We start from the raw sequence: 15425 nt of genomic DNA, 5'->3' as shown, positions 1-15425 counted from the left end.
GAGAGCCGGCAAGCGGAGATTGAGACAGCGCCGTCAACAACTCGCGAGCCGCCGGTCCCGCGGACCAGCGGCAATCGTCCTAAAAATTCGGCCCGAGCGCGATTTTCGTGATCGTGCCGTTTCTGACGCCGATGCGCCATTCCGCCGAACCGTTGGCGAACTGGACGACATAGATATCGCTGTCGAGCGCAGTGACGCCGCGGAAGGAGACCGCACGCAGCGCACCCAGCCGCGTCAGAATCGCCTGATCGAACGGAAGCTGCGCGCGTGTGATGTCGGCGACCTCAGACGTCATGCGCTCGTAGTCCGGCTGTCCCCTGCCGACGCCCTCGATGTAGCGGCGCAGCATCTCCTCGCCATTGGCGATCGGAACGGCGCGACGCGCTGCGCGACCCGGACGCGCGCCGATGTTTGAGGCCTCGACATTGTGGAAGCGCGTTTGCCGGCCCGGCACCAGGATCTCCATGCACCGTCCCGACTTGTCGGCAATCACCCACGGATTGTTCACGGTGGTGGTGGAAGCCCAAGTCATGTTGGGCCTGACGACGCTCTGCGTCTTGCGATTGCCGTCGGCATCGAGATTGAAGACCTGGATGTCGTCGCCCATCTCGTTATAGACCATGATCCTGATCGGCGAGGTGCCGGCACGGCCGCGCACGTTCGCCTCCTCCGAGCAAGGCACGATGCCACCGAGTTCGTCGTTGCCGTCGGCCCGGAAGATCACATCGCCGGCCTTGCCGTCGGGCTCGATCAGCAGGCGGAATTCGGCCGTGCCGTTTTCGAATTTCGCGCCATAGATGTCGTAGCCGCCAGGACCGACGCCGCGGAAGAAGATCGATTCCAATCCGCCGAGCGCAACGAACGTCGCGTGCATTTCATTGAGCTGGCGGTGGATCTTGGCCGCGAGCGGCGCGCTCATGCGATCGTAGTTCGGCGTGCCGGCGCGCAGATCCTCGATCCCCCGCAAGATCATCTCCTTGCCGCCGACCGCCGGGACCTGCTCCCTGAAGCGATCGGGGACTTCGGCAAGGCGGCGCGCGAAATCCGCTTCGACCGCCTGTGCCACCGCCGCATCGACGCGGGCTGCGAGGCGGCCGCCGAAGACCGCACTTTGTAGCAACACGCGCGAGACCCTCGACTGCTCGTCGCGCAGGAAGATCACGAGATGGTCGCCGCGGAAGGAGAAGGCATCAGTGCCCTCGGCCAGGACTTGCGTCGCCCCCTGCCCGGTTTCCTGCAGCCAGAGACGGTCGCCATCGCGGCGGACGGTGAGCACGCGGTTCGGCGCAATCCTATACCAGCCGACATATTGATCGAGCGAGGCAGGTTCGGTCGTCGGCGCCGGCATCTCGGCGACACGCACCGCGCGCACGTCGCGGCCGTTGATCCGCAGCATCAGTTCGGAGGAGCGGCGTTCCGCATCGAGCGGGAACGTGATCTCGCCCGACGAAGCCATGTAGGACGCGGTGCCGTCGCTGCCGACGGTCAGGCGCAGCCGACGTTGCCCGGTGAGCTGGCCGTAGAGATCATCACCCTCGCGGAAGATGGCGAACACCGAGGCCGGGCCCATGGCGTAGAAATTGACGAAGGGGCGGTAATGTTGGGCCGGCACCTCTCCACTATCGCCGGCGAGCGGCGCAGGCTCTGGGGTGCGATAGGCGATCATGCCGGCGGACACGATCACGGCCGGGACGATCGCGGCCGCGATCCACAGCCGCTTGCGCCAGCCGACCGCGACCGGCATCGCGGCCGTCGCGATGATGCGCTCGACGCGCGCGCGCACGGTCGAGGCCCGCGCCATCGCGAGCTCGACCGGCCGCGGGTTTACCGTGCTTGCGAAATCAAGCAGGATTTCCGCATAGGACAGCCGATCGTCGATCACCTCGATCGCCTCGGCGTCACTGATGATCTCGGCAAGTTCGGCAAGACGCGCGAGCTGCCACCAGGCGAACGGGCTGAACCAGAACACCGCGCGATTGAGGGAAGCGAGCAGGAGGATATGGAAATCGCGGTTGGCGACATGCGCGCCCTCATGCGCGAGCACCGCGAGGCGCTTCTTTGGGTCCCAGCCGGAAAATTGCGGCGGCACCAGAATGGTCGAGCCAAACGTGACGGGACCGCCGACCTCGCGGCTGACGCGCACATCGGCGTCGACCATCTGCAGACCGTTGATCGGTCTTGCCGCGCGCGCGAGGCGCCAGGTCAGACAGAGCCCAATGGCCAGCCGCAGCAGCAACAGGCTGGCGACGCCGACATGGACGACGGTAGCGATCAGCCACCAATTGACGGAGAGGCCGCTCTGCGCCGGCGCAACTATCGCCGCGCCGGGCGCGATCGGCTGCATGGGCTGAGGCATCTCGAGCATCGAGATATCGGCAGGCAGGACATCATCCGGCACGGGTAACGGCAGTGGCAGCCGGGTGATCGTGACCGTCGGCCAATGCATCACGAACGGCATCGCCACGGACGCCAGCAGCACGACGACCCACGCCGTCATGTGGACGTGCGGATTGCGCACGCGAAACAGGTTGAGACCGAACCAGACGACGCCTCCCAGCACAAGGGAGCGCAGCGCCGCCTCCGCCAGAGTTGCGATCATTCTTTCTTCACTCCCCTCGCCTTCTTCGCCTTGGCCACCTGGTCGGCCAGCGTGCGCAACTGCTGCTGGTCGAGCATTGCATTGTCGACCATGCCGACGAGGACCTCCTCCATCGAGCCGTTGCAGAACCAGTCGACGATGCGCTGCACCGCCTTGGCCGCAACCCGCGCGCGCGCTTCGGCTGCGTGGTAGACATAGGTGCGTCCGTCCACCGTGTGCCGAGCATAGCCCTTTTCTTCCAGCCGGCGCAGCACCGTGCGGACCGTCGATTCCTTCAGCCGACGCGACAGCTTCTCGCGCACGATTTCCGCCGTGACAGGACCATGGGCCCAAACCAGTTGCATGACCTCGTGCTCGAGGTCGCCCAGGTCGGGCAAACGATCGTCCATGGCGGCTTACCTTGGTTTCGAATTTCTTGTAGCGCTACAGAGCGTCGCATATACGACCGCGCCGCGCAACGGGGTTTCTACCTGAAATGGTATCGCGTGCTGACGTAACCGCGGTTTGAATTCCGACCGTCGTCATGCCCGGGCTTGTCCCGGGCATCCACGTCCTTCGTGCCCAGAGCAACGCGTGGATGGCCGGGACAAGCCCGGGCATGACGATGTGGAAGGATTAGCGTACGAACCGCGCCGTTGGGGCGCGCGGCGGCTCAATACTTCGGCTCGTACATCTGGGACTGAACCAGTCCCTTCACGTCATTGGGCGCGGGTCCGTCCGCGAGCCCGCGCTGAAAGGCGACATCGGCGACGGCGGCGGCGATACGCACCGAGACCTCGCGGATGCGCGGCAGCGCCGGATAGAGGCTGCCTTGCGCAAGATCGTCCTTGCCGACGCAATTGGCGAGCGTATGCGCGGCCGCCATGAACATCTCGTCCGTCACCAGCCGCGAGCGGCTGGCGATCACGCCGAGGCCGACGCCCGGGAAGATGTAGGAGTTGTTGCCCTGGCGCGGCACGAAGGTTCGGCCGTTGAGCTTGACCGGGTCATACGGGCTGCCGCAGGCAAACAGCGCGCGGCCCCCGGTGTAGCGGTAGGCGTCCTCCGCCGAGCATTCGGCCTTCGAAGTCGGATTGGAGAGCGCGAACACGATCGGCTGTTCGTTGAGTTCGGCCATCGCCTTGAGCACGTCGGGCGTGAAGGCACCCCCGGCGGCGGCAACACCGATGATCGCCGTCGGCTTCAGCGTCCTGATCGCCGTGAGGAAGTCGGCGATCGGCGCCTGGCCGGCATGGGCATAACGGAGCTTGTGGCCGGACAGGCCTTCACGGTCGCCGACGACGAGGCCGCGGGAATCCACCAGCCAGTTGCGGCGGAGCGCTTCTGCCTCAGAGGCGCCCTCCGCCATCATCGCGGACGTCACGAGATCGGCGATGCCGGTCGCGGCCTCGCCCGCGCCGAGGAACAGGATGCGCTGGTCCTTCAGCTTGCCGCCGTTGACGCGCAGCGCCGAAAACAGGCCGGCGAGCGCCACCGCAGCCGTGCCCTGGATGTCATCGTTGAAGACGCAGGCCTCATCGCGGTATTTGTGCAGCAGCTTGAACGCCGAATGATTGGCGAAATCCTCGAACTGGATCAGCACACCCGGAAAGGTCTTGCGCGCGGCGACCATGAACTCGTCGACGAAGCTGTCATAGGCCTCGCCCGTGAGCCGCCGCTCGCGCAAGCCGAGATAATACGGGTCTTTCAGCAGCTCTTCGTTGTTGGTGCCGACGTCGAGCACGATCGGCAGGCACGTTTCGGGATGGACGCCGGCGCAGGCGGAATACAGCGAGAGCTTTCCGACCGGAATGCCCATGCCGTTGGCGCCGAGATCGCCGAGGCCGAGGATGCGCTCGCCATCGGTGACGACGATCAGCTTGGCCGGATAGGGCCAGTTCTTCAGGATCTCGGCGATCTGGCCGCGATCGCGCGAGGAGATGAACATACCGCGCGGGCGCTGGAAGATCAGGCCGTATTTCTGGCAGGCGAGCCCGACCGTCGGCGTGTAGATGATCGGCTGGATCTCGTCGATATTGTCGACGACGACACGGAAGAACAGCGCCTCGTTGCGGTCATGCAACGCATTCAGCGCGACATATTTCTCGAGATCGGTCGGCAGCGTGCGCAGATTGACGAGCACGCGCTCGACCTGGGTCTCCATCGTCAGCACGCAAGGCGGAAGCAGGCCGCGCAGGCCGAGCGCATCACGCTCCTGCCCGGTGAAGGCGGTGCCCTTGTTGAGCAGGGGATCGCGCAGCAGCGCCATGCCGTGCACGGAATCGGACGATGTCGAATGGGCGCTGACCCGAGCAGGTCTATTCACGAATTCCCCCAGGGAGTTTCTTATTGAAGGGCAGGCATTGTCGGCCAGCGCTCACTGGAGATCAAGGAGGCAGAAGCCTGCGGCAAGGATCGTGATCCCGCACCGCAGCGAGGATTCGTGAGAGGCAAAGGTTAACGCCGCAATGCTGGCGCTCCTCGGCATGAGGAGGCCGCCTAGGACGTGTACTCACAAACTCCAAGGCAAAGCTAAGGTCCCACCTGGAGCGCGATCGGCGGCGTGTGACCCCTTAGCCGACTTGCGCAATCTCGTTCACCGTGCCGCTCTCGCCTTCATCAACACGAAGAGGTGGGAGCCTGCGGCAATTACCGAGAAAATGACTATGTCCAGCTCGACACCGTGCACACGTTGCGGCGCGTATGTGGAAGCCAGCCAAATAAACAGCCGAACAGCCGCCATGAAGGCGATCATTCCCCACATCACCATCCATTTTGGGGCGTACCACGTCGGCTCGCCGTTACGGCCCCACTGCATTGCAACCCGTTCGCGCTTGATACGAGGTCCAAAGTAAAGGTTGAACGTGAGGACTAGCGCGTTAGCCACGCCAAAAACGTAATCTGCGGGCAACATGGTTTGCGCTTCCCGGAAACATGGCAAACTTTGCGCGAGACGCATTGGCAATCTATGCTTGTCTTCATGGACGCGCTCGCGTCTCCTTTCGGTGTGGTTGCCAGCGGGTTGACCCGTCACCTGAGCCCGGTTGTGGCCCATCGCCGAAGCCAGCCCCGCCTTTCGTAATCGTGGAGATTGACGCCAGTTCGCCTTTAGTCCATTTTTTGCTCTTGGTTGATACGACCTGCTGCTTGCGCCCTCCGGGGATGGTAAACGTATCCAAGGCTTTCAGCCCTTTGCCCGAACGAGTCGGGCCAGTAACGCAAGCTCTGGCACTTCTTTCTCGTTCACGAGCAAAGGATGGAGACATGCGCGACTTCCGCAACGCTAAGGCCATGGCCCAAACGCTACGTGCGGGCCTTGCTGCCAAAGGTATCAAGATCACCGTTAGCCAAAGCCTTGAACTCATGGCTGTGATGTTCGGTCTAGCCGATTGGAATACGCTATCTGCCGCAATCAAGGCGGAGAAAGCTGTTCCTCGGGAGAGGGTCTCTTCGTTGCCGGCCCTGCAAAGCAATTCGTCCCCGCTGATTTCGGGAGAGCTTGCCACGACGCTACGTCGAGCCATCGGCTTCGCCGACCAGCGAAATCATGAATACGCCACGCTGGAACATCTTCTTCTTTCGCTACTAGAAGACGCTGATGCTTCGGCATCCATTAATACCTGCAATGCCGATCCTACTGGGCTAACGGAGAGACTTGTCGATTACATCGACAGCGACCTGACGAAATTAATTATGGAGATCCGCGCCGAGCCCAAACCGACCGCTGCTTTTCAACGTGTTGTCCAGCGTGCGGAGGTTATGCGGAAAGCGGTGGGTCGCTCCATAGTAACCGGCGCAGACGTCCTTAGGGCAATTCTCTACGAAACGCAGAGCCCGGCTGCGCGCTTTCTCGCTGAACAGGGAATTACCTATCAGGAACTATTCGGAACCGATGGCGCAGGGCGCAGATGAAGCGCGTCGAGGCGGACGTCTAGAATTGGCTCATCTTACTACCTCGGAGGCCATCCGCCCTTCCCCCGATGTTGGCAGCAAACTAGGCATCAGGTGGCCAGTCTTGATGAGCACACGCCCTAGGTGACAGCGTCATTCCGCCTTGATGTCAGCGGCCTTCACGATTGGCCACCATTTCTCGGTCTCGGCCTTCTGGAAGGCTCCGAGCGCTGCGGGCGTTTGCTGATCGGGCGGAGGAATCTCCTGCCCCAATTCGCCAAACCGCTGCTTCACGGCAGGATCGGCAAGCACGGTGACGATGGCCGCGTTGAGCTTCGTAACGATCTCCTTCGGCGTGTTCTTCGGTGCCCAGATGCCGTGCCAGTAGGAGATGTAGAGACCGGGCAGCCCCGCCTCGTCGACCGTCGGGATATCGGGCGCGGAGGCGAGCCGCGTCGGTGACGTCACCGCGAACGCCTTGATCGCACCGTTCTTGTAGTGCGGCAGCGAGTTCGAGGCCTGATCGAACATGATGTCGATCTGCCCGGCCACGAGATCGATCATGGCGGGCCCCGCGCCGCGATAGGGCACGAACTGGAAGTCGGTGCCGGTTCTCTCCTTGAAGAAGACACCGGCGACGTGGGCCCCCGTGCCGGCGCCGGCCGTGCCGGCAGTCACCTTGCCGGGATTGGCCTTCAGCCACGCGATCATCTCTTTCAGAGTGTTGGCCTCGATCGACTTCCGGCCGACGATGAGCTGCGTGCCCATCGCGATCGTCGCGACCGGCTCGAAGTCGGCGATCACGTCATAGGGCAGCTTGAAGATCGCGCCGTTGAGCACATGCGTGCCCCAATGGCCGATCGTGATCGTGGTGCCGTCAGGCGTTGCGCGCGCGACGCGGGCGCCGGCGATGCTGCCGGAGGCGCCCGCCACGTTTTCGACCACGATCGTCGCGTGCAATTCGGCGGCGATGCGTTCGGACAGGATGCGCGCCAGCGTGTCGGTCGGACCGCCCGCCGCGAACGGCACCACGAGGGTGATCGGCCGCGTCGGAAACGGCTGCGCGTTTGCCGGTGTGGCCCACGCCGCACATCCAAGCAACGCACAAATGACGATCACATGACCGCGCAGTCCAGCCCACCGCCCCCACATTCCATCCACCCTTTTTCACCGCCCGCATGTCGTCAGCGAACTGGGGCGAAGTGAACGCTGCCGGTTCAACCAAGGCAAGCGGTAAGTTTACCGAGCGACTATCCTGCCGCTCGACGCGGCGTCAGATGAGCGGCGCTGTCAGCCGGCGGCGCGATGTGCATCAGGATGGTCTGGGTGGCGGATGCGACCTCGATGCCGTTGTGCTGGAAACGCTGCTTCATGCGGCGGTTGAATTCGCGCTGCACCGGCCAGCGGCCGGCCTCGGTGCAACGGATCTGGCCGACGATCGACACCATGGCGCCGTCGACCTTGTCGATACCCCAGAGCTCGAGATCGCCGCGGATCAGGCTGCGGAATTCGACCTCGCGGCGCATCTCGTCGACGATATCCTTGAGGATCTGGCCGGCGCGGTCGGTGTCTTCCTTGTAGGCGACATTGACGCTGACGGACGCATTGCCGGCGCCACGGCTGGCATTGGTGATGGTGGTGACCGCGCTGAACGGCACGATGTGCACGGCACCGTCGCCGGCCCGGAGCCTGATCGTGCGGATCGAGACGTTCTCGACGACGCCCGATAGGCCGGACACGCTGACGCTGTCGCCGACCTGGACCGTGTTTTCCAGCAGCAGGAACAGCCCGGTGATGAGATCCTGCACCAGCTTCTGCGAGCCGAAGCCGATGGCGATGCCGACGATGCCGGCGCCCGCCAGCAGCGGCGCGACATTGACGCCGATCTCGCTGAGCGCCGTGAGGCCGACGACGGTGGCGATCACGCACAGCAAAGCCGTCCGCAGCATCGGCTGAAAGGTCCGCAGCCGCGCGGCGCGGGCATAGTGCCCGTCGCGCGACAGCGTATTGATCTGGCGGTCCAGCAGCGCGTTGCTGGCTTCCCAGATCGCCGCTGCAATGAATACGGCAAGTCCGATCGTCACCACCGCCGAGATCAACCTGCTGCCGATCTGGCCGCCATAGAACCAGACGATGGCGTCGACGCCCCAGACTTCGAGCACGGCCACCAGGCCGATGAAGGCGATCACGCCGGATACGATCTTGCGCAGCAGCGGCAGGTAGCGGTTGGCGCGGATCTCGAGGCCTGGAAAGCGCTGGAGGATCTCCGGCTTGATGCGGAAGCCGCGGTCGATCAGGCCCAGCGTCAGCATGATGGCGACACGCGTGATCAGCGCCACCGCGATGGTGCCGACGAAATATTGCAGCAGCAACGAATAGCCATTGCGAATGTTCAGCGCCCACACGGCCCACAGCGCAAGGTCGAGCGCGATGGCGAGATAGTGCCAGCCGCCCGCGATGCGGTTGCGCAGTCCCGCCGCGATCCCCTGCCGGTCGGCCGGCGCGCGGATGGCTTCGGCGACCTGGCGGCGGCATTGCAGGATGATCACGACGATGAAGAGATGCACGACCAGCATCACCATGCGCAGGAGCGCGGCATAGCCGCCGCGATGCAGGCCGAGCAGCAGCGCCACATTCGCAAAGGCGATGCCGGAGACGCCGACACCGACGATACGGCGCGCCCAGATCTCGATATAGGCGGCGGTTTCGGCCTTGACCGGAAACAAGCCGAACGGTCCCGCCAGCACACGGACCACACAGATGAGCCCGCGCGAGAACGCATAGGCGTTGACGACGGCGAGGATCACGAGGCGGACGGTGGTGGGCTCGCCGATCTCGGTGCCGAGCAGCGCCGTGGCGACCCCGACAAAGACCAACACGGGAAGCAGCTCGAGCAGGAAGCGTCCCAGCACGAGCGGCAGCCGCAGCATGATTTGCCAGGCCCGCGCCAGGCTGTGGCGGCGCATGTGCAGTTCGGGAGCCGGGGTGACATCGGCGACCGATGACGGCGGATCGGTAATGGGCAACACCTGCACCGGCAGACGCGCCGTTTGCGGCATGCGCCCTTCCAGGAACGCGACGGGGCGGCGGATCAGACGGAACATCACCCATTCGGCGCAGAAGGCGCAGCCGAACACCAGCGCGAGCTTCCAACCAATCTCGATCAGGAGATTGTAGGCCGCGGGATCGTTCGCGGTCCGCACGATCCAGTAGTAGAACGCCGGGAAGTGCGTGAGTGTCCTGGCCATATCGGCGACGTCTCGCGAAATTTCGCCGATCTCCTCGGACACAGTGAGCATGAGCTGCGCACCGAGGCCGTCGGCCGCGAGCGGGATCGGCGATTTTGGCTCGGGCGCGGGCTGCTGTGCACCGGACACATTGGCAATCGCGCGCAGCGTGTCGATCATCTGCGCGCGCTTCTTGTCGTCCTGCAGCGTCTCCAGCGCGCGCTTGGCCTCATCGGGCGACAACGCGGCAGCGCGATCTGCCGCCGGCGCAGGCGGCGCGGCGCGGACGCTGGAGAGAGACGAGATCGCGATCAAGAGCGCGGCGAGAAGCGCGGAGACAAGCTTATGCGACACGAGGGATTCCCTGGGAGAAATGAATGCGACGGCGACGTCGGGACCGTCACCGCCGAAGCACATGCATCATGTCGGATCGACGCTATTCGCCCGGGCGCTGTGTCGGAAGTTGGCCAATGAGGCGACATTCTCTTGGCATTTGCCGCGGTGCAGGAAGCGGGAACCACGATTTCAAGGCGGGACGTGCAGCGATTGGAATGCGGGCACGCGGCTGGAAGCTCGGCTGCGGCCATCCTTCGAGACGCCCGCCTGCGGCGGGCCCTCAGGATGAGGGGATGCGTATGCGGCAGCATTTCAATGCAGATGGATGCAGTTGAGCCTCATCCTGAGGAGGCCGCGAAGCGGTCGTCTCGAAGGACGAGCCGCTCGCTCAGGCGCCGCCGAGACGTCATGTGCGATCGCCCTGATATGCGATCGCCCTGCGTCATTCCGGGAGTCGGCCCGGAATGACGCGATGAGGAGGAGGAGAGAAGCAGGATGTCAAAAGCGCGGCGGCCTCGTCACGGCCATCCGACATGATCGCTGTGATGCAATCGATGTGATGCAGAATACAGCGCCGGGCAGGTAGGGGCCATGCCACACTGATGCAGCCCACTAGACCTTGGCCCGGCGTGCCGTTCGCGTTTCTGCCGCTATGCGATAGTCCGAACGAGCTCCATCGCACTTAACGCGGCTGGTTCTGCGGAGGTGGTGTCATAGACCTCCCCTTGCTCTTGATGTGGACGTTGCGCGTCGCTTGTTTGCGACCATTGGGATGGTCCTCCCGTGACGCAAGACTGTCAAGCAAGATCAATGGTGCGCAAATCACATTTGAGGGCGCGTTCCATCTCACCTGCGAGGGATTCGCTGCAGCGAAATACGAGAAGTCGGCGGATTGCAAGAACCGCCCTTCCCGCCAATGTGGAGCGCGTCTGCTACGGGATGGCGCGCGGGTACTGAGGGTTTGGGGATGATGACATCATGCTCCTGTTTTGCCCGACGTGTCAACGATTTCGTTAAATCCGCAGGCGCTCGCGCTGGCCTTCAAGTCATTGATTTCGCTGTCCCCGCTACTGTGCATGGGGTTGTTTTCGCGTTTTTTGTTTCTTGCCCGCCTTCTCCTCGTTCTCCTCCTTCTCCAGCGCCTTGCGCACCTCCTCGAATTCGCCCAGCGAGGCCTTGTCGGCGCGGGGGAAGCGCAGATCGAGCTTTTCGAGCGCCGCGACGATGGCCGACCCGATCACGACGCGGGCGAACCATTTGTGATCGGCCGGCACGACATACCACGGCGCATGCGGCGTTGCCGTGTGCCGGACGATGTCCTGATAGACCGCCTGGTAGCGCGGCCACAGCGCGCGCTCCTTGATGTCGTCCATCGAGAACTTCCATTGCTTGGCCGGCTCCTCCAGCCGGTCGAGGAAGCGCTCGCGCTGCTCGTCCTTGGACAGGTTGAGGAAGAATTTCAGCACCACGGTGCCGTTGCGACAGAGATAGCGCTCCCACGCAGAGATGTCCTCGAACCGCTCCTTCCAGATGCTCTTGGTGACGAGCTTTGGCGGCAGCTTCTCCTTGGCGAGTATCTCCGGGTGCACCCGCGTCACCAGGCATTCCTCGTAATGGGAGCGGTTGAAGATGCCGATATGGCCGCGCTCCGGCAGCGCGACCGCGTGGCGCCAGAGGAAGTCGTGGTCGAGCTCTCTGCTGCTCGGCGCCTTGAAGGCACTGACTGCGCAGCCCTGCGGATTGATGCCCTCGAAGATCGCCTTGATCGCAGAATCCTTGCCGCCAGCGTCCATCGCCTGGAACACGATCAGCACCGACCAGCGGTCCTGGGCGTAGAGCTTCTCCTGAAACGCAATCAGCCGCTTCTTGTTGGCGTCGAGAAGCTCCTGCGCCTTCTCCTTGTCGAGATCGCCCTTCTCGTCGGTCTTGTGGTCCTTGAGATGAAACTTGCCCGAACCGTCGTAGCGGAATGGCGTGATGTAGCGGTCAAGTTCCTGGGCGAGCGATTTGGACGGCTTCTTGCTCATGAGCGCGGGGCACCTTGCGTTGCGGCTTCAATCGATCGAGCAAGCTACCAAGGATGCCCTTCGGAAGGAATATGATGAAAAGCACCAGCAGCACGCCGTAGACGAGATTGTCCCAGCCGACCGCCTTGGTGCCGAAGCCGATGCGCAGGGTCTCGGCCAGCATAATCGTGATGATAGCGCCGAAGGTCGGGCCGAGCGAGACGAACAGGCCGCCGACGATGGCCGCGAACACCATCTGGAGCGACACCGCGATGCCGCTGACGGTGTCTGGCGTGATGAACATCTGGTACTGGCAGTAGAGCGCGCCGGCCAAGGCCGTCATCAGCGCGCTGAGCAGCGTGATCTTCAGCTTCTCCGCGGTCACGTCGACGCCGGCGGCGGCCGCGGCGTCCTCGTCCTCCGAAATCGCCTCCAGCGCATAGCGGGCCATGCTGCGGTCGACCCAGTGCCAGACCACGATGCCGAACAGCCAGACCCCGAGCGCGATCAGGTACCAGGTGATCTTGTCGTCGAATTGCAGCGACCAGAGCTTGTTGCCGGCGGCCCGGTTCGGCGTGTAGCCGAGCGACCCGCCGGTGTAATCGCGCGTCGCCGTGATGACCTGGAGCACGATGCCGGAGAGCGCCAGCGTCACCAGCACGAAATAGTGCCCGGTGATGCGGAAGCGGAAACAGGGATAGCCGACGATCAGCGCCAGCGCGCCGGCCGCGGCCATGCTGACGGGAATGCCGATCCAGGGCGACCATCCCAGGTGATTCCAGAGCAGCGCCGTGACATAGGCGCCGATGCCCATGAACCCGCCATGGCCGAGCGAGACCAGGCCGAACCGCCCCATCATCGACCATGACGTATAGGCGAACGACCAGATCAGGATCAGCACCATGATGTGCAGATGATAGGGATCGCGATAGACGAAAGGCAGCGCGACCAGCGCCGCCAATCCGATACCCCAAGCTGCAAGCCGTCCCCGCCCCATCATCGGCGCCTCGCGAGCAGGCCCGCGGGCCGGATGAACATCATGACGATGAAGAAGGCGAAGGCGAGCACGTAGCCCCATTCGAGATCGGAGAACAGGCCGCCGAGCGAGATGATCTCGGCGAACACGAAGGCGGCGATGAAGCCGCCGATGAAATTGCCCAAGCCCCCGAGCACGCAGATCAGAAAGGTGATCGGCCCGAACGACAGGCCGACGAAGGGATGCACGTCATATTGCAGAACCAACAGGCAGGCGGCGAGCCCGGCCAGCCCACCGCCGATCGCGGATGTAATGAGATAGATGCGCTTGGTATCGACGCCCATCAGAGCCATGATCTGCCGGTCCTGCGAGATCGCCCGGATCGCGGTGCCGGTGAAAGTCCGCGTCATGAACAGATAGACCGCGACCATGCCGACCAGCGCGGCCAGGAAGGACAGAAGTCGTGCGTAGCTGAAATTCATGTCGCCGAAAGCGAGCACCGGCAGGCGGATGCCGAGGTTGCGGAAGTCGATGCCGAAGGCAACGGTGGCAAAGCTCTGCAGCACGAACAGCACCCCGCCGGTCGCGAGCAACTGGTTGATCGGCGGCGCCGTGAGCAGCGGCGCGATCACGAGGTAATGCAGCGCCGCGCCGAGCAACGCGACCAGCAGGATAGTGAGCGGCGCGGCGAGGAAATAGCTGATGCCGTAATACTGCACCAGGAAGTACATGGCGTACATGCCGATCATCACCAGCTCTGCGTAGCAGATCCAGGTCACGTCGATGACGCCGAAAATCAAATTGAGCCCGAGCGCAAGCAGCGCCAGCACGCCGCCGAGCAGGATGCCGTTGATCACGGCCTCCAGCAGGTAGATGTCGAAAATGTCCAGAAATGCTTGCATGCCCGCATGAACCTCACACCCCGAGATACGCTTCCTTGACCGTGTCGCTCGCCAGCATCTCGGCCGAGGTGCCCGAGGACCTGATCGTGCCCGCCTCGATCAGATAGGCACGATCGACCACCCGCAGCACCTGCTGCACATTCTGCTCGACGATCAGCACGGTCAGCCCGCTGGCGCGGATCCGCTTCACCAGCTCGAACACCTGCTGCACCACGACCGGCGCGAGCCCCGCCGACGGCTCGTCGAGCAGCAGCAGCTTTGGATTCGACATCAGCGCCCGGCCGATCGCGCACATCTGCTGCTCGCCGCCGGACATGGTGCCGGCCATCTGGTGGCGACGCTCCTTCAGGCGCGGAAACAGGTCGAACACCACGTCCAGCCGCTCGGCATAATGGCTGCGCGCCTCCTTCATGAACGCCCCCATCTTGAGATTGTCATCGACCGACAGCTGCGGAAACAGCCGCCGGTTCTCCGGCACATGCGCGATCCCGAGGCTGACGATCTTGTGTGGCGGCGTGGCCACGACGTCGACGGCTTCCATTCTGATCGACCCGCGCGAGGGGCGGATCAGCCCGGAGATGACACGCATCAGGGTGGTCTTGCCGGCCCCGTTGGGCCCGATAACGCCGACGGCCTCACCCGCCCTCACGTCGAGATCGACGTCGAACAGTGCCTGGAAGGTGCCGTAGCCGGCATTGACGCCGCGGAGCTCCAGCATCGGCTACCCTCCCGCGCGGCGGCGCGCTGCGGCGGCCGCGGCTTGCGTGGTCTCGGCATCGGTGCCGAGATAGACCTCGATCACACGGGGATCGCCGGCAACGGCACTCGGCAACCCTTCCGAGATCTTCTCGCCGTGATCGAGCACCATGACGCGATCGACGACGCGCATCAGCACGCCCATGATGTGCTCGACCCAGATGATGGTGATGCCGAGTTCGTCGCGGATGTTGCGCAGCATGTCGGCCGCCTGACCCATCTCGGCCTCGTCGAGGCCGCCGAGGCTCTCATCGGCCAGCAGAAGTTTTGGCGCGGTGGCGAGCGCTTTCGCCAGTTCGAGCTTTTTCAGACCGGCTGCGCCGAGGCCATCGACACTGGCATGGCGATCGGTCGGCAAGCCGACCATCGCCAGCGATCGCTCGGCCGCCTCCTCGGCCCTGGCACGGCTGTGGCGGCCCTGGCCGTAGAATCCGGCGAGCGCGACGTTCTCGAAGATCGTCAAGCGGCGGAATGGCCGCGGAATCTGGAAGGTGCGACCGATACCGGTGTTGATGATCCGGTGCGGCGGAAGGCCTGCGATCTCGGAGCCGCCGAACAGGATCGAACCGGACGTTGGCGCCAGCGTGCCCGAGAGCATATTGAAGATCGTGCTCTTGCCCGAGCCGTTGGGGCCGATCAGGCCGAGGATCTCGCCCTGATCGACCTTGAAGGACACATTGTTGACGGCGGTGAAGCCGCCAAACCGCTTCACCAGCCCGCTGACTTCCAGCACCGTCCCTCTCTCCTTGCTTC

The 15425-nt window shown here is 63.9% G+C and carries 12 protein-coding genes; 1 reads left to right on the top strand and 11 read right to left on the bottom strand.

All coding sequences use genetic code 11. The features are described from left to right. Positions 1-79: 79 nt before the first annotated feature. From ABIB91_RS32755 to ABIB91_RS32740, 4 genes are all read right to left on the bottom strand, one after another. The gene (locus ABIB91_RS32755; protein WP_354170662.1) at positions 80-2599 is read right to left on the bottom strand and encodes a M56 family metallopeptidase; all 2520 of its coding nucleotides are present in this window, start codon (positions 2597-2599) and stop codon (positions 80-82) included. Beyond that, on the bottom strand, positions 2596-2988 hold the full coding sequence (locus ABIB91_RS32750; protein WP_027570822.1) for a BlaI/MecI/CopY family transcriptional regulator: 393 nt from the start codon (positions 2986-2988) through the stop codon (positions 2596-2598). The genes ABIB91_RS32755 and ABIB91_RS32750 overlap by 4 nt, the downstream gene beginning before the upstream one ends. Positions 2989-3251: 263 nt before the next feature. Beyond that, positions 3252-4904, bottom strand: a complete 1653-nt coding sequence (locus ABIB91_RS32745) for an NAD-dependent malic enzyme (protein ID WP_354170660.1) — start codon at positions 4902-4904, stop codon at positions 3252-3254. Between the two features lie 270 nt (positions 4905-5174). Beyond that, positions 5175-5492: an SdpI family protein gene (locus tag ABIB91_RS32740; protein WP_354170658.1), complete on the bottom strand. Its 318-nt coding sequence runs from the start codon at positions 5490-5492 to the stop codon at positions 5175-5177. Positions 5493-5842: 350 nt separating this feature from the next. Between ABIB91_RS32740 and ABIB91_RS32735 the strand changes: the two genes are divergently transcribed. Then, positions 5843-6490, top strand: coding sequence for a Clp protease N-terminal domain-containing protein (locus tag ABIB91_RS32735; RefSeq protein ID WP_354170656.1), 648 nt, complete (start codon positions 5843-5845; stop codon positions 6488-6490). A 132-nt stretch (positions 6491-6622) separates the two neighbouring features. Here the strand turns inward: ABIB91_RS32735 and ABIB91_RS32730 are convergent, their stop codons facing one another. The 7 genes from ABIB91_RS32730 to ABIB91_RS32700 form a co-directional block, all read right to left on the bottom strand. Then, positions 6623-7621, bottom strand: coding sequence for a Bug family tripartite tricarboxylate transporter substrate binding protein (locus ABIB91_RS32730; RefSeq protein WP_354170653.1), 999 nt, complete (start codon positions 7619-7621; stop codon positions 6623-6625). A gap of 98 nt (positions 7622-7719) precedes the next feature. Beyond that, positions 7720-10050 carry a mechanosensitive ion channel domain-containing protein gene (locus tag ABIB91_RS32725; RefSeq protein WP_354170651.1) on the bottom strand — a complete coding sequence of 777 codons (2331 nt, stop codon included), beginning with the start codon at positions 10048-10050 and terminating at the stop codon, positions 7720-7722. Between the two features lie 1049 nt (positions 10051-11099). Beyond that, a complete protein-coding gene (locus ABIB91_RS32720; protein WP_354170649.1) occupies positions 11100-12059 on the bottom strand; it encodes a polyphosphate kinase 2 family protein in 960 nt (319 codons plus the stop codon). Continuing rightward, on the bottom strand, positions 12019-13038 hold the full coding sequence (locus ABIB91_RS32715; protein ID WP_354170647.1) for a branched-chain amino acid ABC transporter permease: 1020 nt from the start codon (positions 13036-13038) through the stop codon (positions 12019-12021). The genes ABIB91_RS32720 and ABIB91_RS32715 overlap by 41 nt, the downstream gene beginning before the upstream one ends. Continuing rightward, positions 13035-13916 (bottom strand): branched-chain amino acid ABC transporter permease, encoded by an 882-nt coding sequence (locus ABIB91_RS32710; RefSeq protein WP_027519515.1) that lies wholly within the window; start codon positions 13914-13916, stop codon positions 13035-13037. Before ABIB91_RS32710 ends, ABIB91_RS32715 begins: the two co-directional genes overlap by 4 nt. A 13-nt stretch (positions 13917-13929) precedes the next feature. Next, positions 13930-14634, bottom strand: coding sequence for an ABC transporter ATP-binding protein (locus tag ABIB91_RS32705; RefSeq protein WP_354170644.1), 705 nt, complete (start codon positions 14632-14634; stop codon positions 13930-13932). Between the two features lie 3 nt (positions 14635-14637). Continuing rightward, positions 14638-15405, bottom strand: a complete 768-nt coding sequence (locus ABIB91_RS32700) for an ABC transporter ATP-binding protein (protein ID WP_354170642.1) — start codon at positions 15403-15405, stop codon at positions 14638-14640. Between the last annotated feature and the right edge of the window lie 20 nt (positions 15406-15425).

Origin of the sequence: Bradyrhizobium sp. JR4.3, from assembly GCF_040547695.1 — a bacterium.
In the GTDB taxonomy this organism is placed as follows: domain Bacteria; phylum Pseudomonadota; class Alphaproteobacteria; order Rhizobiales; family Xanthobacteraceae; genus Bradyrhizobium; species Bradyrhizobium canariense.
Note: the sequence above shows the minus strand (reverse complement) of the source record. Positions and strands in the feature narration are given on the sequence as shown.